At 35.5% G+C, this 22,578-nt stretch carries 24 protein-coding genes and 1 pseudogene; 2 read left to right on the top strand and 23 right to left on the bottom strand.

What is annotated here, in order from left to right; genetic code table 11:
* Positions 1–301: 301 nt before the first annotated feature.
* Complete coding sequence (locus K8B81_RS15615; RefSeq protein WP_262902742.1) at positions 302–1,132, top strand: tyrosine-type recombinase/integrase; 831 nt, start codon at positions 302–304, stop codon at positions 1,130–1,132.
* A pseudogene (locus K8B81_RS15610) lies at positions 1,117–2,227 on the top strand (IS91 family transposase). The gene K8B81_RS15615 and the pseudogene K8B81_RS15610 overlap by 16 nt, the downstream one beginning before the upstream one ends.
* Positions 2,228–2,447: 220 nt before the next feature.
* On the opposite strand, the gene K8B81_RS15605 reads toward K8B81_RS15610, so the two are convergent.
* The 23 genes from K8B81_RS15605 to lpdA all read right to left on the bottom strand — a co-directional run bounded on the left by K8B81_RS15605 (position 2,448) and on the right by lpdA (position 22,063).
* Positions 2,448–3,101, bottom strand: a complete 654-nt coding sequence (locus K8B81_RS15605) for a hypothetical protein (protein ID WP_223682489.1) — start codon at positions 3,099–3,101, stop codon at positions 2,448–2,450.
* Positions 3,102–3,267: 166 nt separating this feature from the next.
* Positions 3,268–4,230, bottom strand: a complete 963-nt coding sequence (locus tag K8B81_RS15600) for a WD40 repeat domain-containing protein (RefSeq protein WP_223682488.1) — start codon at positions 4,228–4,230, stop codon at positions 3,268–3,270.
* Between the two features lie 173 nt (positions 4,231–4,403).
* Positions 4,404–4,868, bottom strand: coding sequence for a hypothetical protein (locus K8B81_RS15595; RefSeq protein WP_223682487.1), 465 nt, complete (start codon positions 4,866–4,868; stop codon positions 4,404–4,406).
* Between the two features lie 140 nt (positions 4,869–5,008).
* Entirely contained in the window at positions 5,009–6,052 is a 1,044-nt protein-coding gene (xerA, locus tag K8B81_RS15590; RefSeq protein ID WP_223682486.1) for a site-specific tyrosine recombinase/integron integrase, read from the bottom strand.
* A 279-nt stretch (positions 6,053–6,331) separates the two neighbouring features.
* On the bottom strand, positions 6,332–6,715 hold the full coding sequence (locus tag K8B81_RS15585) for a DUF5367 family protein (protein ID WP_223682485.1): 384 nt from the start codon (positions 6,713–6,715) through the stop codon (positions 6,332–6,334).
* Positions 6,712–7,560, bottom strand: a complete 849-nt coding sequence (locus K8B81_RS15580) for a Rossmann-fold NAD(P)-binding domain-containing protein (RefSeq protein WP_223682484.1) — start codon at positions 7,558–7,560, stop codon at positions 6,712–6,714. Before K8B81_RS15580 ends, K8B81_RS15585 begins: the two co-directional genes overlap by 4 nt.
* 72 nt (positions 7,561–7,632) lie before the next feature.
* Positions 7,633–8,511: a helix-turn-helix domain-containing protein gene (locus tag K8B81_RS15575; RefSeq protein WP_025571202.1), complete on the bottom strand. Its 879-nt coding sequence runs from the start codon at positions 8,509–8,511 to the stop codon at positions 7,633–7,635.
* 15 nt (positions 8,512–8,526) lie between these two features.
* Complete coding sequence (locus K8B81_RS15570; RefSeq protein ID WP_223682483.1) at positions 8,527–9,126, bottom strand: nitroreductase family protein; 600 nt, start codon at positions 9,124–9,126, stop codon at positions 8,527–8,529.
* Between the two features lie 86 nt (positions 9,127–9,212).
* Positions 9,213–9,944: a carbon-nitrogen hydrolase family protein gene (locus tag K8B81_RS15565; protein WP_223682482.1), complete on the bottom strand. Its 732-nt coding sequence runs from the start codon at positions 9,942–9,944 to the stop codon at positions 9,213–9,215.
* A 120-nt stretch (positions 9,945–10,064) separates the two neighbouring features.
* Entirely contained in the window at positions 10,065–10,553 is a 489-nt protein-coding gene (locus K8B81_RS15560) for an SRPBCC family protein (RefSeq protein ID WP_223682481.1), read from the bottom strand.
* A 255-nt stretch (positions 10,554–10,808) separates the two neighbouring features.
* Complete coding sequence (locus K8B81_RS15555) at positions 10,809–11,225, bottom strand: hypothetical protein (protein WP_223682480.1); 417 nt, start codon at positions 11,223–11,225, stop codon at positions 10,809–10,811.
* A gap of 508 nt (positions 11,226–11,733) precedes the next feature.
* Positions 11,734–12,276, bottom strand: coding sequence for a hypothetical protein (locus K8B81_RS15550; RefSeq protein WP_223682479.1), 543 nt, complete (start codon positions 12,274–12,276; stop codon positions 11,734–11,736).
* Between the two features lies 1 nt (position 12,277).
* The gene (locus K8B81_RS15545) at positions 12,278–12,742 is read right to left on the bottom strand and encodes an RNA polymerase sigma factor (RefSeq protein WP_025572586.1); all 465 of its coding nucleotides are present in this window, start codon (positions 12,740–12,742) and stop codon (positions 12,278–12,280) included.
* A gap of 309 nt (positions 12,743–13,051) precedes the next feature.
* The gene (locus tag K8B81_RS15540; protein ID WP_223682478.1) at positions 13,052–14,185 is read right to left on the bottom strand and encodes a DUF4932 domain-containing protein; all 1,134 of its coding nucleotides are present in this window, start codon (positions 14,183–14,185) and stop codon (positions 13,052–13,054) included.
* 261 nt (positions 14,186–14,446) lie between these two features.
* Positions 14,447–15,403, bottom strand: a complete 957-nt coding sequence (locus K8B81_RS15535) for a DUF6620 family protein (RefSeq protein ID WP_223682477.1) — start codon at positions 15,401–15,403, stop codon at positions 14,447–14,449.
* A gap of 24 nt (positions 15,404–15,427) precedes the next feature.
* The gene (locus K8B81_RS15530) at positions 15,428–16,366 is read right to left on the bottom strand and encodes a hypothetical protein (RefSeq protein WP_223682476.1); all 939 of its coding nucleotides are present in this window, start codon (positions 16,364–16,366) and stop codon (positions 15,428–15,430) included.
* A gap of 11 nt (positions 16,367–16,377) precedes the next feature.
* The gene (locus K8B81_RS15525) at positions 16,378–16,620 is read right to left on the bottom strand and encodes a hypothetical protein (protein WP_223682475.1); all 243 of its coding nucleotides are present in this window, start codon (positions 16,618–16,620) and stop codon (positions 16,378–16,380) included.
* Positions 16,620–17,573 (bottom strand): SPFH domain-containing protein, encoded by a 954-nt coding sequence (locus tag K8B81_RS15520; RefSeq protein WP_223682474.1) that lies wholly within the window; start codon positions 17,571–17,573, stop codon positions 16,620–16,622. Before K8B81_RS15520 ends, K8B81_RS15525 begins: the two co-directional genes overlap by 1 nt.
* 157 nt (positions 17,574–17,730) lie before the next feature.
* A complete protein-coding gene (locus tag K8B81_RS15515; RefSeq protein ID WP_223682473.1) occupies positions 17,731–18,222 on the bottom strand; it encodes a cbb3-type cytochrome c oxidase subunit I in 492 nt (163 codons plus the stop codon).
* 364 nt (positions 18,223–18,586) lie between these two features.
* Positions 18,587–19,168, bottom strand: coding sequence for a HEPN domain-containing protein (locus K8B81_RS15510; RefSeq protein ID WP_223682472.1), 582 nt, complete (start codon positions 19,166–19,168; stop codon positions 18,587–18,589).
* A 75-nt stretch (positions 19,169–19,243) separates the two neighbouring features.
* The gene (locus K8B81_RS21000) at positions 19,244–19,375 is read right to left on the bottom strand and encodes a hypothetical protein (RefSeq protein WP_262902741.1); all 132 of its coding nucleotides are present in this window, start codon (positions 19,373–19,375) and stop codon (positions 19,244–19,246) included.
* 272 nt (positions 19,376–19,647) lie between these two features.
* The gene (locus K8B81_RS15505) at positions 19,648–20,343 is read right to left on the bottom strand and encodes a hypothetical protein (protein WP_223682471.1); all 696 of its coding nucleotides are present in this window, start codon (positions 20,341–20,343) and stop codon (positions 19,648–19,650) included.
* Positions 20,344–20,674: 331 nt separating this feature from the next.
* Positions 20,675–22,063, bottom strand: coding sequence for a dihydrolipoyl dehydrogenase (gene lpdA, locus K8B81_RS15500; RefSeq protein ID WP_029762938.1), 1,389 nt, complete (start codon positions 22,061–22,063; stop codon positions 20,675–20,677).
* Positions 22,064–22,578: the final 515 nt, after the last annotated feature.

The raw sequence follows: 22,578 nt of genomic DNA, 5'->3' as shown, positions 1-22,578 counted from the left end.
GGCTTGGCGCAGTAGTGACTGCGTGGAATGGCTATTTCTAGCTAAGATAAGATTTTTGAGCGGAAAATCGAATATGATATTTATTGAATTCTAGCTATCGAGACAAACGCATGTTGAACTAAACCTTCGGTAGCACTTACCGTGATTTTGTACCTTACGAATATAATTAAATTCGGTAAGATATGACTACAAAAAAAAGAATGTTGAAGAATTAAGAGAAAACAAAATTCTCAACCAGGCTAAACGAGAAGTTCCAGGATTTGAGGAACTCATCAATCGTTTTGAACGTACTATTTCGGTATTGGGCAGAAGTCAAAGTACTTTTAATAATTATTCTCGACATGTTGCTTCTATATCATTGTATTTTGGGAAAATCCCAACGGATTTAGATCCTGAACAAGTACAAGATTACTTGTTTTACCAGCAGAAAAAGTCCAAAACCCCTTCACAAACTTATTTCAAACATTGTGTTTATGGTCTTCGGTTTCTTCTAAAATCAGAAGGCTTGCCTTATGAGTACTTGCGTTTACCGTCCATAAAACACGAGAAAAAACTACCCGTTGTTTTGAGCAAGGAAGAAGTTTGGGCAATGCTCCAAAATGCCAAATTACTCAAACACCGAATCCTTATTGGATTGCTTTATGGTTGCGGATTGCGTTGTATGGAAGCTCGAAGTGTGCGATTGCAGGATTTAGATTTCGATAGAAAGCAACTCAAAGTAGTGCAAGGAAAGGGTAAAAAAGACCGCTATGTTCCTTTATCGGTTCATTTAATACGAGGGCTCAAAAAATATATCGAAGCAGAAAAACCACAGGATTACCTTTTTAATGGGCAACCTATGGAAAGAGCAGGAGGTGATTTTGATAGTCGGTACAGCCAGCGAGGCGTGCAATGGGTAGTGAAGCAAGTGGCCAGAGCAGCGGGTGTGAAAAAAGAAGTTCACGTGCACACGCTTCGGCACAGTTATGCCACACATCTGCTCGAAGACGGAATGGATATTATGACCCTCAAAGACCTCTTGGGGCACCAAAATATCGAGACCACGATGGAGTATTTGCACATTGCCCAACTCGAGAGCCAACGCATCTTTAGTCCACTGGATACCCTTTTCGAGAAATGCCACCGGAAGTAGCCGATGTACTGCGAAATATTGCCTCAAAAATCGAAAACTACGGCTTGAATACTTGGCAACTGCACACGCTTTCTGCCATCAAAAAATGTCGAACGGCCGATTTGGGCGGTCATATCGATGGGTGTGATGAATGTGGAAATCTGACCATTAGTTACAACTCTTGCCGGAACAGACATTGTCCCAAATGCCAGGGTAACAAGCGAGAGGATTGGATGGAAGCCCGAAGCACAGAACTCTTGCCAGTGCCATACTTCCACGTGGTTTTTACCTTGCCCGATAGCCTAAATTCCTTGGCGATGCATCAGCCAAAAATGGTGTATGACACCCTGTTTGAAGCAACTTGGGAAACGCTTCAAAAATTTGGCAAAGCCAAAGAAATACAACTGGGAATGATCGCTGTTTTGCACACCTGGGGACAGCAGTTGAGCCCTTCATCCGCATCTGCATTGTATTGTTCCCGGAGGAGGAGTTGATAAAGACGGACAGTGGAAAAACAGCCGAACGGACGGCAAATTCCTGTTTCCTGTCAAAGCTTTATCGAAAGTGTTTAGGGCAAAATATTGCCAGAAACTCAAAGCAAAAGAGCCCATAAAATACGAGCAAATCCGGCAGCATTTATGGCAGAAGCCTTGGGTAGTTTTTGCCAAAAAGCCTTTTGGAAGTACAAAGTCTGTGGTGGAGTATCTGGGGAGATATACCCATAAAATCGCCATCAGCAACCACCGAATCAAAAGCATTGACAACGAAAACGTGACTTTCGATTACAAGGATTACCGAGTGGCGGGAGTCAAAAAGCAAATGACATTGACCCACGGCGAGTTTATCCGTCGGTTTTCGTTGCATATTTTGCCCAAACGCTTTGTCAAGATTCGTCATTATGGCTTTTTGAGCAGCACTTGGAAGCGTGGGAAGCTAAAGCTTTTGCAAGCAAAACTCCAAGTAAAGATCTTGGAAAAAGTAGCAAAGAAACCCTTTTTGCCCAAATGTCCGTGTTGCAAAACGGGCAATTTGCACCCAATAGCGGTTTTTGACCAGCGAGGTCCACCTGCTTGGTATCTTGGCGGATGCCAAAACCCAATTCCCCGTGAAAGTTAATTTTACGGGTAAGGGATTTTATGCCCAAAAGTGACCGAAAACACGAGAAAAACAAATGAAAATCTACTCCAAAAAAAAGAGGCTCAGTTGCCTCTTGTAACTATCTCTCAAAACTTTACGATAACTCCATAGTGTTGACGGCAGGTACTCCGGTTCCGTTCAACAGGAGTTTCATTGTTCGGCTTGCAGCCGCAACGAAACTCTAGCTGTTAGTGGTAGCTTACTTTGTTTTTAATTTTTTTACCATTACAGAGTAATATGCTTTGCTGAAAATTGTTCCAATATCCTTTATTTCTTCCAAACTTATAGTTTCTACACCAGCATCTTTTTTTGTCGTATAAAGTGAATCAAAAACTTCTTTTATTTCTCTTATAGTTTCTAGAGAATTTTTCTTGAACTTTTCCAACATAAAAGTGGTTGATTTTTCTCTTATCTGTTCTTCTACTTTTTCTGTCAACATTACAGTCGACTTAATAACGCTATCAGCCAATTGATTAGTTGCTTTTTTTAATTGTTGTTCTAATGGTAAGCTTAAATCTTGAGGGAAAAGTTTAAGGATGAATTTAGATTTGCCTTCCAGAAAACCAAAACAACTTTCATAAGTTTTTGCATTTATATTGTGCATAAACTGATTACGAATTTCCATAAAAGTTAAAAACTTACTTCTTTCTTCGCTATCTAAAGCCCCGATATCAATTAGCAAATTAACTTTTTGATTAAACGATAAATTTCCACTTTGATTTCCGAGTGATTTAGTTTTTTTATAATCTTTTATTCCCAATAATTGGGCTAAAAAAACCGATGTAAAATCTTCTATTAATAATGAATATTGTAAAATTTCGTATCTAATTTCTATTCCTATTTCTAATTTCATATTTTGTCGAATTGACTAGTGTTGATTTAAGTTACCACTAACGTGTCGCTGCTTTGAGATGGCTGGAAGTTCGTAACCGCTCAATTTTCGGCTTAACGAAAACTTGATGCGAAACGGAAATCCCATTAAATTCCAGCTATTTCAAAACGGCTGTTAGTGGCTGCCCTTATTCTATAGCTGATATTCTTTCTGCTTTATTATTCCATAGTATTATATTTTGCTCCAAACTTGAAGTAATAATTCTGTTTCCTCGTTTATCCCAAGAAATACCCCATAAGTAGTCTTCAGAGTAACCTTCTGAAATAAGGTTTCCTTTGGTGTCCCAAATTCTCAATGCGTCACTTGCTGTTGCTAAGCTGTTCCCTTTTGAATTCCAAGTCAAATTTCTGTATTCACCTTTACTTATATCAATAGACTTTAATAAGCTGCCATTTTTATCCCAATATTGAAGTAAAGATTTGTCTTTTTCATTTCCATAGTCTCCTGTTACAAAAAAAGAACCCGAATTGTGCCAAGAGATACTCAATATCATTACTTCTTCTTTTCTATGTTTTATTGAATTTAACAGATTTCCTTTAATGTCAAATAAACGTATTTTATCTGAAACGGTTATGAGAATATCTTTTTTTGGATGCCAATCAATTGCAGTTATGGTCTTTGTGTTTCCGTTGTTGAATGTGCTAATTAAATTACCTTTAATATTGAAAATCAATATTTGTCCGTTATTATCGCCAACAGCTATATATTCGCCTGTACTGTTCCAATCAATTCCTCTTGCTCCATCTGATGAAATTCCGTTTAATTCAATTTTTTCATTCGTCTCTAAATTAATAATACTAGATTTGTCACCTGAGATTTGTGTAGTTAAAGCAATTATATTTTTTGTAGGATGCCATTTTATACGTGTTATCGTGTTTTTAATAGGAAGAAATTTGTATGGTTTTAGATTACTTGAATTATAAATTTTCAATGTGTCTACATTTCCGCCAATTGCAATGTATTTTCCATTCGGACTCCAATCAGTTGTCCAAAGAATTTCCTTAGTTATAGCATTTTGAGCTAATATCTGATTGCAGAAAACAATAATTAGAAAATTCAGAATTGTTAATATTTTATTTCTGTTTGTCATTTTGTACGTTTTGCCTTTGGGTTGCCACCAACGTTTGGCCACTTGGCTTAGTTGCGGTCAAAGCGTGTTGATTATTTTCGGTTAAGATAAAACTTTCTGCGTGAATTGATTGTTTCAATTTTAAACAAAACTAGCAATTGAGCCAAATGGCTGTTATAGCCAGTGCATTTATTCTAGCCTAAAAACCTTTTCAAGACATCTCTTTCTGAATAAGGTTCTTTCCACATTTCTATTTTATAAGTATCTCCTGGAAATTCATTATAACCAGTTTCTAGATTTATTGAGTAAACACGCACGCGATAATCGCCATTTTCAATTTCAGTTTCCATTTCAACTTCTGAATGCGGACAGTCAATTATTTGTAATATTCCTGAATGAATTTTTATACTTGCTTCAACAACGTGGTCAAAGTATGTAAAATCAGTAACCAAACTTTTTGAATTTAAAATTTCAAATTCGCATTCAACTTTTCCTTCGTCGTTGCCAATTGAAACACCGAGAACTCCTTCTTCAATTGCTAGTTTGTCTGCAAATGCTTGATTTGTCCAAAAATTTTCCGAACCAGTATTTCCGGTTGCATTTTTGTCATTTAGATAAAATTGACCGTAATCAGTAATAAACTTTAAATTAAATTTCATTGTGATTTGTTTCTTCGAGGTTTTTTGCATTGGCTATAACTTACTTATATCAGCCATAAAATGGCTTCAATATGCTCTTTTTTGTTGGCTTTGTGCCATAAATTGGCTTTTTTATCGGATGCTAATATAGAAAAGTTTTACTACAAATCATCAAACGGACTTTTTATTTGCTGTAGACTTTTTGTACTTACATGGGTATATATTTCTGTAGTTCTGCTGCTGCTATGCCCCAAAAGTTCCTGAATAAAGCGTAGATCGGTTCCTGATTCCAATAGATGTGTGGCATAGCTGTGTCTAAGCCAATGCAAGCTTACAGGTTTTTTAATATTACTTTTTGTCAGGGCTTGCTTCAGCACGTTTGATAAGCTGCGGGCATCGTAGGGTTCGTTTTCGTTTCGCCCTTCAAAAAGCCATTTTTTTGGTTTATAACATACATAATAACTTCGCAGCATTTCTAATATTTTTTGGGATAGGGGAACGATGCGGTCTTTTTTGCCTTTGGATTGTTTTATCAGGATTATGTTTCGTTTGGAGTCGATGTCGGCAGGTTTTAAGTTTAATAATTCACTGCGCCTTAATCCGCAGCTATATATTAATGAAAGCATGGTTTTGTGTTTGATGTAAAAGTGAGCGTTTAATATAAGTTTCACTTCTTCTTTGCTCAATACATTAGGTAATTTTTTTTCGCCTTTTGGTCGATGAATGTTTTCTACATACATTTTCTTGTTTTCTAAAGTTTTGAAAAATAATTTAATAGCATTCACAATCTGATTTTGATAGGAAGCCGAAAGGTTATTTTTTAAAATGTAATCGTTATTATATAGTATGATATGATCATTTGTGATTTCGGAAACAGGAAGTTGCCGATGAAAAACCAAAAAAGACTTTAAAGCTTCAGTATATGTTTTTACAGTATTGGGACTGTAACGTCTGGAATTAAGCCAATTACTAAATTTTTGGATAGCTAAAATTCCTTCCTCTGATGGTAATGATAAATAGGCAGCGGGTATTTTAAAATGAATCCGGTTCTGTTCATTGTCCGGTAAATGCCAGACTTTTAAAGTTTGACTCCATTTTGCGCCTTCAAATTGTTTGATGCGCGCAATCAATTTTGCATTTTTTTCAAAGTAAATTGCTATTCGGAGTTCTTTTTTATGGAGGATTAATTTGGATGACCAATTCATTTTTTTAAATTAAAATACGGGGGTAAATATAAGAATATTCTGCTTTATTTTAATTTGGATTGATGTTTATAAATTTAATTTTGATAACCTTTTTGTATTGAAAAGTGAAGTTTATTATGAAACCAACTGTCGCATGAGGGATAGCAGCGGTATCTTTTTGTGAAGAGAAACGGAACAAAAAATTTAGCGAATAGCCCGACCCGCTTTTTCTGCGGGGCATGCCATAAAAAATCCGATCAGCTTATCGCAAATCGGATTCTTAAATAGTATTTTTTAGTTTCAGTTTACTTTTGTATTTCGCTTTAGATGTACATACACTGTAAGAACATTAATGACCGCCAGAATCCATAATAGAGGATTGCTGAAAAAGGCCTGATAACTGCTTCCTTTTGGGATTTCGATAAACGGGACTGTTACCAAAAGATCCAGAACCAAAGCAGTGCCTGTAATGACGATTCCTGCCAGAAGTCCCGACTTTTTTGCTGCTTTTTTATAATAAAACCAGGCGGCAAACCAGGCATAAAATATAATGGTAAAAGCGGCAATAAATGCCTGAACGATTGTTGATTCCTTAAAAAGCGGAATGTGTTCCAGAACATAAAAAGTAATTACAACGCAAAGCCATGCAATAATACCAGCCAATATGGATCTCGAATAATTCATGGCGTTTCTGCTAATTTTGGCGCATCCCAAATTCCGGTTTGTGCTGTCTCTTTTACGTAGTCGGTAAAATCTTTGGCTTTTCGGCCTAAGACTTTTTCAATATCGCTGGTGATGCTGGAATTTCGGCCATCTAAAACTTCGCTGAAAAGATAGTTTACCAGCCATAATTCGTCTTCCGGAACCTGATATTCCCGCAGCATACTGATGTATTCGTCAACAGAAAGCGGGTGAAACTGAATTTCCCTGCCTGTAATCTGGGCTATTTGGGCTACGGCTTCTTTAAAGGAGAGCAGCCTCGGACCGGTAAGCTCGTATGTTTTGCCGTTGTGTTTTTCGTTTAAAAGCGCTTCGGTTACTACGGCCGCAATATCATCGGCATCGGTAAAAGGCTCTGGTGTTTCGGCTCTTGCTATAGCTACGTAGCCTGCCAGAATAGGTTCTAAAAAGATGCTTTCGCTAAAATTCTGACTGAACCAGCTGGCTCGTACTATCGTCCAGTTTTTTGCTGTAGATTTTACAATTTCTTCGCAAACCTGCGCTTCTTTTTCGCCTCTTCCCGAAAGAAGTACTATTTTCTGAACACCGTTTTGAGTGGCCAAAGTTGTGAATTTCTGAATCGCTTCCGGAGCTGACGGAATGGCCAAATCAGGCTGAAAAGTGATGTAAACCGTATCAATACCTTCGATTACCTCAGACCAGGTTTCCTGATTTTCCCAGTGAAAAGGAGGGATGCCATTTCTGGATCCGATGTAAACTTCGGCGTTGCTTCTTTCTTTTAACAGTTTCGTTACCCTGCGTCCGGTTTTTCCGTTTCCGCCAAGGACTAAAATTTTCTGATTTTCCATTTTTATATGATTTAAGATTAATGATACAGCAAAGTTGCACAGTTCATAATCAAATCATTTGTCGGAAAAGAATTAAGATTTGTTTGAAAGGAATTGTTTTTTTACTTCGTTGGGCCTTGAACCAAACTTCTTCTGAAACGCATTCGAAAACGAACTCAGGCTTTCGTAACCAACTTCCCAGGCCGCTTCCTGAACGGTTTTCTCCGTTTGTGAAAGCAGTTCATATGCCTTGTTCAGGCGCTCTTCGTGAATGTATTTGTAAATCGGAATACCAAATAACTCTTTAAAATTCTTTTTTAATTTGGTGCTATTAAGTCCGATGAGTCTTGACAATTCTGAAATAGTGGGAGGTTTTGAATATTGTGCGCTCACGATATCTTTTGCCTGAAAAAGTTTCTCTTTGTCCTTATCGTTCAGTTCTACTTTTTTATCATCAGACAAAAGGGCAAAATAATGTGAAAGTAATTCGTTGACCTGGCTTTTTAAGAATAACAGTCTTGTATTGCCGGAGTAGGTGGTATTGAAAATCTTCTGAACAGCAAGCTGCATGTCAAGCGTCATAAAAAAGGTAGGGCCTTTTACAAAATGTTCCTTCGGATTTAATAATTCAGGCAGCTGTTTTTCGAAAATTTCTTTTTCGACCTGAGAAAGCGTATGCAGGTTTTTAAGTTTCGTAAAAATACTAATGGACTGCAGGGGTTTGTCAGGAGCGATTTTATGGGCAAATTCTACTTTTTGATTGCCAAAAAAAGAAATTGCCAGTCCGGTTGTATTCGTTAAATATTTTGTCTGATTGTTGTGTTTGATCTCTAACTCAACATTTCCGGAACCATAAAAAGCAAAACCAACCGCATCTCCGTCGATTTCACACTTCTGAACAAAGGTTTTCTCTGCATTAGAATGTTCGATCAGGACGATAAAATTGTTTAATTCAATGATGTCGGTGGTCATGTTTTTATATAAAGTTTAGATGCTCTCAATGACACTGTCCAGTAATCGTCTTGATTTTGGCATTACTTCGATTCGGTTAAAATCATCTTCGGCACCATAACCTACTGCCATGGCAAACAATGGTTTAAATGCCGACATATTTAGGATTTCTTTGTATTTGTCAGATTCAATCCCTTCCATCGCCGTAGAATCCAGACCTAACGCAATGCTTGCAGTGAGACCAACTCCCAGAGCGATATATACTTGCTGGGACAGCCATGTTTTTAATTCGGCTTCAGGCTTACTGGCTTTAATCTGGTTGTACCAGTTTCTGCGGGCTTCAGGCATTTGGGTATCTACTATTTGCTGAAAAGCATCCAGATCATCGGCAACACTAAAAACCACTATCAGCTGCGCCTGATTTACTTTTTCTTTATTGTGCATCGAAACTGCAGCTAATTGTGCCTTAATTCCCGTATTTTGGACAAATGTAAATTTCCATGGCTGAATATTTATAGAAGAAGGGCTCAGGTATAAAACCTCTTTCAAAGCTTCGATTTTTTCCTGCGGAATAGCTTTGTCAGCATTGTATTTTTTCGCAGAGTATCTTTTTTTCATTAATTCCAAAATATCCATGGTACTGTATTTTAACGTTTTTAGTTTTATAGACTGCAAAGTTAATTTTATAACCCGAATATTTCTAAAATTGTACCATCGTTTTGTTACAGATATTTTTCAATTATTTTGTCGCTTTCAGTGTCTATAATAATTACACCTTCATCTTTGCTGTTCAATTGTCCAGTTAAGGCTCCTTGTTTGTTCCATATAGAAGTCTTACCTGCACATTCGTATCCGCCGGATTCACCTGCAAAGTTTGACATCAATGCGTACATATTGTATTTCTTTGCCGTTTCTGATATTCTTTTTATGTCTTTGTCTACACTTTCTACGGAATTCAAAACGCTGGCGATGTAAATGTGCGCTCCGTTTTTAAATGCTTTTTCAGCATGTTCCGGAATCGAAGTTTCATAACATATTGCAATTGCAATTTTATCCTCATTTTTAATCAAAGGCAAAATATTTTCTCCACTCGTAAAATACTCTTCTTCCCCAGAATGCAAATATTGCTTTGCATAAACTTGCCTTTTATCGTTTGGCTGAAAAATGACCATGCTTATGGAAATTCCTTTGTTGGTTTTAAAGGGAATTCCAACGCCAATAATTATATCATTGAGATCGCTAATAATTTGAAAATCATTCAAACTCTCATCTTCTAAGTCAGATATTGATAAACCATCAGCCAACCCGGGTTCATAACCTGTTAATGAAAGCTCAGGAAAAATAATCATGTCAGCCTGGTTGGATATTGCAATTTCAATCAGACTTTTATGTTTTTCTATGTTTTGTTGAATGTTTCCTTTAATTGGAATTGTTTGTGCGGCACAAATTTTCATTAAGTTAAGATTTAATTACGGTTAAGGTAAGTCAGTTAAAAAAATGGACACCTTTGTTGTAAACAAATATAGGAAACTACTGCTATAAAATATTTTTTTCGTATTTTAAAAGATAAAAGATTATTCGCCTGCACTCAGTTTTCTTTCGTTTTCTGTCTGGGGTTTTCCGCTTGCATTGGGTTCACCTTTGCCGGTCGTAATCAGTTTTTTTAGACTGTTCTGGATGTAATTGGTCCACGAATCCCTGCAGATGTCAAAACATTCGTATTCCGGAACCAGACCAACATGCGTAAACTTCAGTGTTGTTTTTCCGTCTTTCTCCGATATTTCAAAAGTTGGTTTTGTACCGGTCCATTCGGTTTCGTCTTCGGTAAACTTAAAATAGTTTTGTTCTACCAGCCAGACGATTTTTTGGTTCGGAATCACTTCTGTCAATCTGACTCTGCATCGGTGAATATCTTCGTAATGATAATTAAATTCATCATTGAGTTTCGCCGAATCGCCTTCAATTTCTTCCGACCACCAGCCACGAACATTTGTAATGGCATTAAAAACTTCCTCCGCAGATTGTCCAACCTGAATTACAGTACTAAAATCAGATGTGCTCATTTTGTGTGTTTTAAAATGTTTACAAACAAATTTAGTTTTAAAAATCAATAGGTTAGGGGTGTAAAAGGACAATTTTAGCATCAATTCGGACAACTTATGATAAATTTAAGGAGCACAACATTCCTTTTCATCAGAATATTTTGTCCTGCTGTACGCTAAATTCCCGATAAGAAAAACTACGGCTAAAGCCTTGTTTTCTAAATCGGGAGATACCGCTGCCATCAGGGCTAATTCAGACTTCTATCATTTATAAGACTATTTGATACGCTCGTATTCATGTGTGTAACAATCAACACATTCATCTCTTAAATAAAGTTTTTTACCAATAATTTCAAAAGACTGATCAAAATAAACCTCATTCGTTAATGTATTTCCTTTATCGATTACAATTACTTTTTGGTTACCTCCAAAAGGGGATGGTTTGGTCTGAATAGAAAATTTTTTAGTTTGGAACAGATTGCCATTACTATACGTTTTTAAAGTATTGCCTGAGAATTCAATAATCCGGGTTTGATTTGTTGTTTTAGGAGTTTGTGCGCCACCTCCAAACCCTCCGGATGATATAAGCCAATTCCATTTGCCATTTAAATTATTTTTAGAAGATACATCATTGTTATCATTACTGCAGGAAATTAGTGATACGAAAATCAATAGCAAAGTAAATTTTTTCATGGGTTACATTTTTAAGATAGTTTACTTAAAAGATATAGATTTCGCTAAAAGGTTGCTTAGTAGCTAATTATAATTATGCATTATACGCTATGATTTCCTTGCAGCATACGGCTTCCTGTGCAATCCCGTTAGTTTTTTTGTCGGAATAAAAGCAGGATGTGGATATAATGATTGTGCCCAGAATATCACTCCTGATTAAATAATAATTCTATCATGAAACCGGATGTCGCATGAGGGATAGCAGCGATATCTCCCGGTTTAGAAAAACAAGGCTGTTTAGCCGTAGTTTTTGTTAACCGGGAATTTAGCGTATAGCCCGACCCGCTTTTTCTGCGGGGCATGCCATAAAAATCCAATCGTCAATTGCAAACCGGATTCTGTAGATTATTTCTTTTGGACAATGTTTTAGTAATGGGGTGACTTAATACAGGTTTGTTTGTTTTCTTACTCAATTTACCACTAACACTTTTTGGTTTTTAAGTACACTGAATTAAAAGTTTAGAGTGGATTAGTTGAAATTTTCGATTTCGATTTTTAACTTTTCCAGCCAGGATTTCCAAATTCTGGATGACAAAAATAGTAGTTGGATCAGCACAATAATACCAAATAGCAGCATCCATTTTTTTTCTCCCCTAAAATTGATTGCAAGCCCAAAAAAAAGCAACAGACTAGCAGTGTAAACTATCGTAATGCTCAAAGAAATTTTTGAAATAGTCTTTACTTTTTTATAATAAGTGTAAATGGATTCTCTTAAGTTTTCTCCCTGAATTGGTTTTTGAATTACCTGAAAACTTAATAAACCGTTGATAATATATGCAATGGCACTAAAAATAAGAAGAATATTAGCGTAAAGAGGTTTTTGATCACCGTCGAATGCACTGTAATAGGTTAGTAAGAAAATGCTAATGACCAAAGTTTCAATTATAAGTTTTGTTTTTATTTTTTTTAAGACAGGATGATTTTTTATTGAAGTCATTTTTTCTAATTCCATATCATTTTTTGGTAAATAGTTCATTTTACCCCAGTTTGTTTTTAAGTTCTGTAAGTCCATATTATTTTATTTTTAATTTGTTTTTGATTCTGTTCAGTTTGACTCCTACATTATTTTCTGATATCCCAATTATAGTCGCAATTTCTTCATAGTTGTAATCTTCGAGATAAAGTGTGATAATAGATTTTTCAATACTATTTAATTTACTAAGAAGTTCAAAAATGCGTTCTTCGTTTTCCGAATATGAATTTTCTAGTGTAGGATGGAACTTTTCGGGAATATTTTTATAGTTAGAAATAGAAATTTTATTTTTTCTAAATGTAACTATTGAGGTATTAAAAGCAACCCGGTATATCCAGGTGCTTATTTTTGATTCTCCTTTAAATTTAGGGTATGATTTCCATAATTGATACACTATTTCCTGAAATAAATCTTCACGGTCTTCATGGCTGTTTCTATATAGCCTGCAAATTTTGTGAATTATATTTTGATATTCATTAATGGATTTTATAAAGTCTTCTTTCATCAATCAAAGCTTAAAGTTATTTGATTATTCTAATAATTTATTAGTTGTCCTATAGATAAAAAAAATTACACTATTTTAAAAAATTCTAAAAATAATGTAATTTAAGTTTTTAACTTCGGTTTAGCCGATTCTGGCGTCAAACCGAACAAAGATTTAGCAAATAACCTGACCTACTTTCCTGCTCCGAATGCTCATAAAAAAATCCGGTCTGCAAATTGCAAACCGGATTTTGTAGATGGGTTGTTTGATTCTTTCGGTACTTGACCTGACGAAAGCATTTTTGAATCTTATGGTATAGATACAGCTTTTTTATTTTTCGAGTTGTTTAATAAATTCCGGATACCATTCTTCTATTGTTTTGTTTGGGTTTTTAGAACTCACATCAAAAAGAGTGTCTGTGAACTCCTGCATTTTTATAAACCCTCTTTCTGTCATTAAATCGATAATATTTTTAGTTGTCTTTGCGGTTGTATTTTTATCAAAATGGTCTTTGCAATATAATAAAAACACACCATATGTCATGTATTCATCGAAAACACGTTCAGCATTTGGATAATATTCTGTACCATACTGCTTTGTATTAACCCATTTTTCTCTATCTCCAAGAACTTGATTTATGCTATCAATATTGTCTTTCGTTGGTTTTCCTACATAATTGTGGTCAATTTCGGTAAACATTGTTCTGGTATTTAATACAACTTTTTCAGAGTCTGTCATATTTGTTAATTCTTCAAGTGGTGGCAAGACCATCATAATTTGTTTAAAATTATTGTCAGTATAACTTGTCGTATAATTCAACCCATTAATCAGAGGTGAACACATTATCGTATAATTATTGACTCTTGTAGAAAATTGCTTTTCTAACCAATTCCATTGTTCTTTAAGATTTGCGAATTCGTTGTAATCTGAAATGATTTTGTTGTAATATTCATTATGCTTTTTATAGAATTTGCGAAATCCTGTTTTTTTTGCAAAATTCTCAATCTCTTTTTTGTAAGTTGTAATTGGATTTACTGTGATTGTAGTGTGAGAAGAAACATTCTGAGCTGGAAAGAGATAATATTCATTGGCTACTAATTTATTTCCTTTAAAATCGTAACTCAAAGCATTACCTGAAAGAAAAATGTAATTTAGCGGATTCGCTTTCATTAAAGAATCAAATTTTGTGATAATCTGTTCCTCTTTAAAAGGCTTGAAATCCTGAATAATATCTTTATAATAAGTTCCGGTTTGTGCAACCATATCACCATTTTCTAAACCAACTTCAGTTATTGCAATCATTATATGTATTAATTCCTTCACTTCATTGATTTTAATTTCAGCTTTTCCTTGATTTTCTTTTTTAAATTTTTCGTCGAAGTTTACTTCCTTAAATTTTTCCTGTGCATATGTAACAATTGAAGCTAAATTCAATAATACAGCTAATAAGAAATTTTTTCTCATATAATTTTCATTTTTTTGATTATGTGTTCATTTTTAGAATTGTTGCCACATTGTATTTATGTCTGAAAACATCCAATTTGTGTCCTGCGAATTGGACTGCAATATCTGTAAAGTATCAGATTTTGTTGCCACCAAATATATAATAATTCTTATAAATCCTCAAAAAGTATTCTTGATTAGACAAGCTTTTCTGAGGAGGCATTCCCATAAAAAATCCGGCCTGCAATTGCAAACAGGATTAATTGATGCACTGAAAATAGTTTAGAATTCTACGTCGTCCGCTATATTGCCGCCTTGTTCTGCGGCGAATTTTGCGGCGTATTCTTTTTGTTTTTCCTGCTGGTAATTTGAAAACTCCATAATCTCTTCTGAGTTCCAGTTTTGATTCTGTTCTGTCATCCACTGCATGGCAACCGACTGGAAATCGGCCAGATTGATTCCGTAGTTATCCAGGATCCATTGCGCTCCGTCGATTCCGTACTCGTAAGCTGCCTGTCTCGCTCCGGCAAGTTCTTCATAGAAATAACGGTCTCTTTTGATTCTTTCAAGATTGGCAAGCCCTTCTTCTGAAACTTCTGCCTTGATGTTTTCTAATTGCGGAATCGTAACGTTTTCTGCATAATACTGACCGAATAAAGTGGTAACTGTAAACGAAGTATCTTCGCCCATACGCTGTGGCCAGATGGTATTTAATTCTTCCCAGATTACCGATTCGATGCCCATTGCCCTGCACACTTCGTTGTAATCTACACCGGCACTAATTTTCAGGCACATGGCTGTATAATCTCGCAATGAAATTCCATGTACCGGCTCAAGAAACGGATTGTTGTCCTCTACTTTTACAAATCCGGAAGTCTGAACACCGCTGTATTTTAATGAATTGGCATGTTCAAATCGGATCATTTGATCAGAATCGCAGTTATTCCATTCCTGGTAAACTTGTCGTCTGTAATTGGTATAAATGCTTTTGATGTCGCTTTCCTGTAAATTTTCCCCACTTTCACGTTCATCCTGAATCCAGGCTTCTGCTCTTCTTTCTACTTCATTGTCAAAATCTTCAACAGCGTAATGTGTTCCGTGCAAAGTTTCAGGATCGTATTCTGTTTCCTGATATTCGTTTTCATAATTATTCTCATAATTATCATTTGAAGTTTGCGCATCAATCTGATTTTCTTGTTTGTTGTCTCCGGTTAGGGAACCAAAAAGTTTTTTAAACATTTTTCTGTTTTTAAGGTTATTAATTTATTTGTAATGTAATTGATTCTGATACATTTTTTCGTTGTGCTCTTTTAAATCGGGTGTGATTTTGTTCCACTCGTCATACATAGCTCTCAAATACGCCTGATATAATTTTGGTGCATTCTCTATTGCATTTTGCCTGTCGTTTTCAAGCTGATCCATTTTAGCATTGTTTTCACTCAGGACTTTACTGTCTTTTTCATGAATTTTGCTCAGGCTTAATTTATGACGCTGATGGTACAATTCGCGTTCTTTGTTGTTTTCAGTTTCAAAAGCTTCGTATAAATGGGCTGTTCGTTGCTCTGCAAGGCCACGCGCAATATTTTGCAGCATTCTGGCCTGTGTGCTTGGCGCAAAAGTATTTTGAGATTTGCAGTACGGACACGGAATATAGGTTTCTATTAAGAAGATCTTATCAATAGTTATATTTCCGCCACATTGTTTGCAGCTGAATTTATCTTTAATAGATTCAAATTCATTGAGGATTTTTTGGTACTCAATTTCGAGATCACGTTGCTGTGTTTTTTCGATTTGGTCCCTCCAGTATTCAAATTTTCTTTCAAATTCATTGTGTCGGTCTGAGCAGCCCGCTCTAAAATCAGAAAGCAAATTATGATGTGGACTCAAAACAGAAACCTGAGCGTTGAGGTCGTAATAAAAACTATGTATTTTTTGTTCGTATGTATCTCTGGCTTTTTCCCTAATGTTGTTTAACTGGCCATTAACTCCTGCCAGCACCCTGTGAAAAGTTCTTTTATAAAGATCATCATCTTCCTGTAAAAGCTGTTTCAGCTCCGGAATGGCAGCTGTTGCGAGTTCTTCCATTTTGGCTTCCAGTTTTTCCAGAAAAGTAAACCATCTATCTTTTGATTCCTGAAGTTCTGCATTCCATTCGGGGATTGCAGATGTTTCGTTGTTTTGTTTATTGAAAAATCCGAACACTTTATTGTTTTTTAAATTGAATTATCTTCCTTTTTGATATAAAATCCGTCAGTAAGATTTACTGGTATGAACTCAAATCCGCAATAGGCACAATGGGTTACGCCATCTTGTTTTGCTCTTCCGGCACCGCAGTTTGGGCAGTCCCTCAGGCTCATCTGGGCATCGGTCATTTCAGTTTCACCTCCATAATTGGTTTGTTTTTGCGCCTTTTCTTTCAGCTTGTCCAGAAACGAAGTCACTTTTTTATCTTCCATTACAATTGGCTTAATAATTCGGCTTTCTTGGTTTTGAATTCGTCTTCTTCAATTAAACCGGCATCAAACAAGGATTTCAGTTTTTGTAATTTTGAAGTTAAGTCGTCCTTCGGCTGTTCTTTTGGGGTTTCTTTGTTTTGCTGGATTTGGTTTAAAAGAATTCCCATGCTTAAGGCATTTTGTGTTGCATCGTGCATTGCTGTTCCTTTCTCACCGATTGCCGTTGCGGTATTGAATTTGGTAAATTTATCCATATCGGTTACCATATTCATATTGGTGATTTTGTCGTAATGGGCGGTAACTTCGTCTGGTAAGGTTACACTGGTGATTACAAATTGCGTTAATTCAATTCCGAATTGCAGAAAATAAGGTTTGAGATACGGTTCGATCTTTTGGCCCAATTGGGTAATGTTTCCCGCAACATCTGTAATGGTAATATTTTCATTTGCCAGAACTTCCCCAAACTTTGGAGCTACAAAATCCCTTAACTGGTTTTGGAGTTCAAAAATGGTCAGCTGTTCAAAAGTCCCGGCGTATTGACGGAAGAATTTAGCAACATCAATTATCCTTATATCAAAACTTCCAAAAGCCCTTACCCTGATTTGTCCGAATTGTGGGTCATGGAGCAGGATAGGAGCGGGGGTTCCCCATTTATTGTTTATAAACTGGTGTGTATTGAAAAAGTAAACATCCACTTTAAACGGACTTTCAAATCCGTATTTCCATCCTTTTAAGGAACTTAAAATAGGAATGTTTTCTGTTGATAAAGTGTGAAGTCCGGGTGAAAATACATCGGCGAGCTGTCCTTCATTTAACAGCATTACCTGCTGGCTTTCGCGTACGGTTAATTTCGCCCCGTTTTTTATTTCTTTGTCTTCATCAGGGAATTTCCACATTAACAAATTAGGATTGCTTGTTGTGGCTTCAATTATTTCTATAAAGGGTAATTTCATACGGTATTTTTTACTGGACTAAAAATAGGAATTTTAATACAGTAGAAAAGTTTTTTTCTGTGAAATTTTTACTATTTTTTTGTTAATGGTGGGAGTTGTTGGAATATAATATTGGCGTGAGAAGATCCGACTGGTTTTATCAATTCTCAACGCTGTTTTAGGTTTTAGTGGATGGATTTTTTCTCTTTCTAAAAATACCTATTATTAAATTTATAATATAGATTGGTTGTCCAATTAATAATATCAATACTGTTAGTACTACAAGTGTGAGGTTGATTAATTCAGAATTATCAAATAGAGGAAAAGAAGTATTTGGAAAAGCTCTGCTATACCCAATTACTAACCAATAAACTAAAAAACTTCCATTTAGGATTGCGGAATGAATTATTGTCAATACACGAACTAGCTTTCTCTTCATGACTTTTTGAACAATCCAATATCCAAGCCCCATTAGATAATAAGCTAAACTCAAAAACAGAGCACCATAAATATGAGCAATTACAAAATAGGTATCATGAATATTTATATCAAAAGTGGTATCTTCATTACTGGTCTGGATTAATCCGATGATTAGTATTATTAAAGCAACTAACCAAAACAAATTATATATTTTAATTTTTTTTCTTAAGTTGATAAAGGTTTTGTTCATTTGTTTTCGTTTTTCAGGTTTCAATCTGGTGCTCGTTTGCAACGAGTACCTGTTTACTTATGGAAATTAAAAAAAGCGTTTACAACGCGGCTTTTCAGATAAATTTATAATAAGAGTTTATAAGAAACTGTTGTTTTATTAGCCGCGTTACAAACGCTACAATTTATCTTTAAATTTATGTAGGTACTCGTTGCAAACGAGCCAGAGGAGTGTAAACCTCCGTAAGGTTCAGCATTCTTGGCTAATATTGTGGCATTTAAAAAAACGTAAGTCTCAATTAACTACAATAGTAAAATAGTGATCTATACTGGAATGCTCTGACATCCAGCACAATTTTATAAATACATTGTTAGCGGCAGGCTGTCTACATAATGTCAGCTCGTTTAAGTCGTTCTGTTCTGATTCGTCTAAATGAGTCTGAAAGCCAATTCATCAAGGTGGCAATGTGTCTCATATCAGCGTATAACTCGTCTTTCGGTACAGTTTGACCGTATCTAAATGCAGTTCCTTTTGGGTCTGAATAGTGAAAAGCTTGTATTATATTTTCAAACCATTCAGGAGGAACGACATTAAATTCATTTTTCAAAACCGTTTTAAGCTTTTCCGCTAAGTCCCGCAAGTCATGATTAATTTCTTCACCGATTATCGCTTTGATATACAGCTCTGCCGCATGACGATAATTATAAATTGCCGGTTGGAATAGTTCTCGTTCTTCATAATTTTTATGGGCTATTTCAACAAGTTTATCACCTGCTAATTTAAACGAGTCTGCCGTTGTGAATATATCTCCTAATTTAAACTCACCACCGAAAACCACGCCTCTCCATGTTTCGTCAATGTCTTCTGGCATCACTATGAACAAAGGTGTAATACCCGTTAAAAAATTGTCAATCGTTTCATACTCGAAATGACTATTAGAATTAAGACCATATTTAATGTTTTCCATGTCGGGCCTATCTTCCCAATACATTAGAACATAAGCGAAAACCCGAATATCACTTATCAGAAAATGTCGAATCTTTCATTTACCAGGATTTGCTTCAGAACTTAAATAGTCTGAGAAAGTATAAGCCCAAGTTTTTATCGTTTCTTTATCCACATTTAATAAATGTGCTGTTTCAGAAACACCATATTTCATTGAGTAGTTAATCATCGGAGAAATTTCTGCTTGCTACTAACGTTCCGTAGCTTCGATGCCAGCGAACGGATTATTTTCTGCTAAAGATAAACGTTTTTCATGAACACATAAAAATAAAAACCAGCAATCGCGCCAAACCACTGTTGTGCAGTTTTATTTAAAGAGATAAAAAAAACTTTTCTAAAAGTGTTTCCTTTCTTTCAATAGTATTTACATTAGCTTCTAGTCTAGTTTGTTATTTACTAGGCTTATCTTTCTTCTTCTTCTTCTTCTTCTTTGCTAACCTATTATGTTTTCCTCTCCTTTAAAATTTCAAAAAAAGTATTTTTATTTGGTATGTAATAATCCAGTAAATATTCGTTAAGCTGACGAACCAGATGATTTTCAGTTCTATACAGATCAATTTTTGATACTATTTCGTTTAACCCTTTCGCCCAGGCAATGTATTTATTCCTGATATAGGTTTCAGAATCTTTGATTTCATTTGAAACAAAATGAAAAGATGCTGTTTGGTTTTGTAATGTTTTTCTAAAAAATGCATTCATTAAATCGGTAAAGGATTCTGTTCTAACTGATAAATTTTCTCCATCACTTTCATCCCAATATTCACTCATTATCCAAACTGGAGGATTCTCTTCTCCGGTAAAAATTAAAGAAATATAATCACTTCTTCTTTCTGATATTACTAAAAACTCCTTTTTGGGTTTTAAAGAATTATTTTCAAATACTTCCTCTGCAAATTCATTTATATAATCTAAGTCTTCAAATGCCATATCTTCAGCATCCATGAATTCAAACAAAAATTTTTTACCAATATTCCGAAGATATTCCTCATATACAATCGGAAAATTTCCTTTTGTAGACTTAAGGCTATCGATTTCTTCTTCAGAACAACCAACAACTCTTTCATCTTTATCAATGTCAAGAATCGTCAGATAAGATTTTAGCGTCTCAAAATATTCTTTATATATGTTTTTTGTCAATTTTTTTAATTTTTCGGGGTTTGTTTCAGATTTTATGGTTCTCAAATATATGATAATTTCCTATAAATCTTAAAAAAGGATTCTTGCTTGGAACAACTTCTTAATATTAAGGAATAATTCAATCATGAAACCGGATGCCCGCATGAGGGATAGCAGCGGTATCTCCCGGTTTAGAAAAACAAGGCTTTTTAGCCGTAGTTTTTGTTAATCGGGAATTTAGCGAATAGCCCGACCTGCTTTTTCTGCGGGGCATGCCTATAAAAAAATCCGGTCTGTCTGTACAAACCGGATTTCTTAAATTGAAAATTATATGTAACCGTAAAACGGTATTTTACAAGTGAATTACTTCGCCGTAAGCATCTGCAACCGCTTCCATAACTGCCTCGCTCATGGTTGGGTGAGGGTGGATCGATTTCAGGATTTCGTGACCTGTAGTTTCCAGTTTACGGGCTACGACAGCTTCCGCAATCATGTCTGTAACTCCTGCACCAATCATGTGGCATCCTAACCATTCTCCGTATTTAGCATCGAAAATTACTTTTACGAATCCGTCAGCATTTCCGGCAGCTTTTGCTTTTCCTGAAGCTGAGAATGGGAATTTACCAATTTTTAATTCGTATCCTTTTTCTTTAGCCTGTTTTTCTGTTAAACCAACAGAAGCGATTTCAGGAGTTGCATACGTACAACCCGGAACGTTTCCGTAATCGATTGGATCTACGTGTAAACCTTTGATCTTTTCTACACAGTTGATTCCTTCAGCAGAAGCTACGTGAGCCAAAGCCTGACCCGGAGTAACGTCTCCAATGGCGTAATAACCAGGAATGTTGGTTGCATTGAAAGCGTTTACTAAGATTTTATCACGGTCTACAGCAATACCCACTTCTTCTAAACCGATATTTTCGATGTTGGTTTTGATTCCAACTGCAGAAAGTACGATGTCTGCTTCAAGGATTTCTTCTCCTTTAGCTGTTTTTACTGTTGCTTTAACACCTGCTCCTGAAGTATCTAATTTCTCTACAGAAGAGTTGGTCATTACTTTGATACCTGCTTTTTTCAAAGATTTTTCAAATTGTTTTGAGATATCTTCGTCTTCTACCGGTACAACGTTTGGCATGAATTCTACAATCGTAACATCTGTTCCCATTGAGTTGTAAAAATGAGCGAACTCAACTCCAATTGCACCTGAACCTACAATGATCATAGATTTTGGCTGTGTTGGCAAAGTCATTGCCTGACGGTAGCCAATTACTTTTACACCATCCTGTGGTAAGTTTGGTAACTCACGAGAGCGGGCTCCTGTTGCGATGATAATGTGATCAGCGCTGTATTCTGTAACTTTATTGTCTTTATCGGTAACGTCAAGTTTTTTCCCCGGTTTCAATTTTCCGAAACCTTCGATAACGTCGATTTTGTTTTTTTTCATCAGGAAAGTAACGCCTTTGCTCATTCCTTCTGCAACACCACGGCTGCGTTGGATAACTGCCGGGAAATCTTTATCGAATTCAGAAACTGTTAATCCGTAATCAGAAGCATGTTTTAAATAATCAAAAACCTGAGCCGATTTTAGTAATGCTTTTGTTGGGATACATCCCCAGTTTAAGCATACACCACCTAAGTTTTCTTTTTCAACTACGGCTACTTTAAAGCCTAATTGTGATGCTCTGATGGCTGTTACATATCCGCCGGGACCACTTCCTAAAACAATAACGTCGTATTTCATTTTTGCTAATTTATTTGTTAGTTGTAAAAATGCAGTCGCTAACGCTCGTGTCATTTTTTGCTTATTTATTTGTTATTTGTAAAAATGCAGTCGCTAACGCTCGTGTCATTTTTTTGGTTATTTAGTTTTACTATTGAAATTAAGCCTTATTTTTCCTAAACTCTTTTCCAATTATTCACGATTATTTGTGCCTGCGAATTTAAGGATTTATTTTAAAAAACACTTGTAAAATTGTTTTTACGATTGGAAATTTTAATCTTTTCACATAAAATAAGGGAATTGTGAATTGTAAATTGTGAATTATGAAGTGTAAATTGAAATTTTGAAAATAAATCTGAAAAATGAAGTGTTTCAAAAAAAAGCAAAGCCCAGGAACTTTACAGCTCTTAGACTTTGCCTTTACTTTGGATTTGATAAAAACTTTAAATTTATTCAAAGGAAAGCAGAGGTGAACTTTAGACTTTGCTAGTTAAGAACTAAGCTGCGCATTAGTCCTCTGCCTTCTCCTTGAACCC

Origin of the sequence: Flavobacterium hibisci (assembly GCF_020026925.1) — a bacterium.
Lineage (GTDB): Bacteria > Bacteroidota > Bacteroidia > Flavobacteriales > Flavobacteriaceae > Flavobacterium > Flavobacterium hibisci.
The sequence above is the reverse complement of the archived record's forward strand: the minus strand, read 5'-3'. Positions and strand labels throughout refer to the sequence as shown.